This is a genomic window from Colwellia sp. BRX8-7, from assembly GCF_014077275.1.
GTDB lineage: Bacteria > Pseudomonadota > Gammaproteobacteria > Enterobacterales > Alteromonadaceae > Colwellia_A.
Window position 1 is genome coordinate 1 of the sequence record NZ_JACGVP010000127.1, and the last position, 255, is coordinate 255.

The following is a 255-nucleotide window of genomic DNA, read 5'->3' on the forward strand; positions in this document are numbered from 1 at the left end:
GCGTTAGCTTGCAATGGAGTTTTGATGAAGCATCGAGTTACGGGTTTTGATCTTGCTAGAGCGTTTGCAATTTTCGGGATGGTTATTGTTAATTTTAAAATAGCTATGAATGCTGATACGGGCAACCAATTGTTAATGAGTTTTACGCACTTGTTTGAAGGGAGAGCTTCTGCTTTGTTTGTTATTCTTGCTGGTGTTGGAATCACTTTTATGACCAACAAGGCAAGAGTGTCTTCGGACAGTATATCTATTTCT

Annotated in this window: 1 protein-coding gene; it reads left to right on the forward strand. The window is 38.8% G+C overall.

The genetic code is table 11. From position 1 onward, the window contains the following. Window positions 1-24: 24 nt before the first annotated feature. On the forward strand, window positions 25-255 hold a 231-nt coding region (locus tag H4J57_RS19695), incomplete at its 3' end, for a heparan-alpha-glucosaminide N-acetyltransferase domain-containing protein (RefSeq protein WP_182244012.1).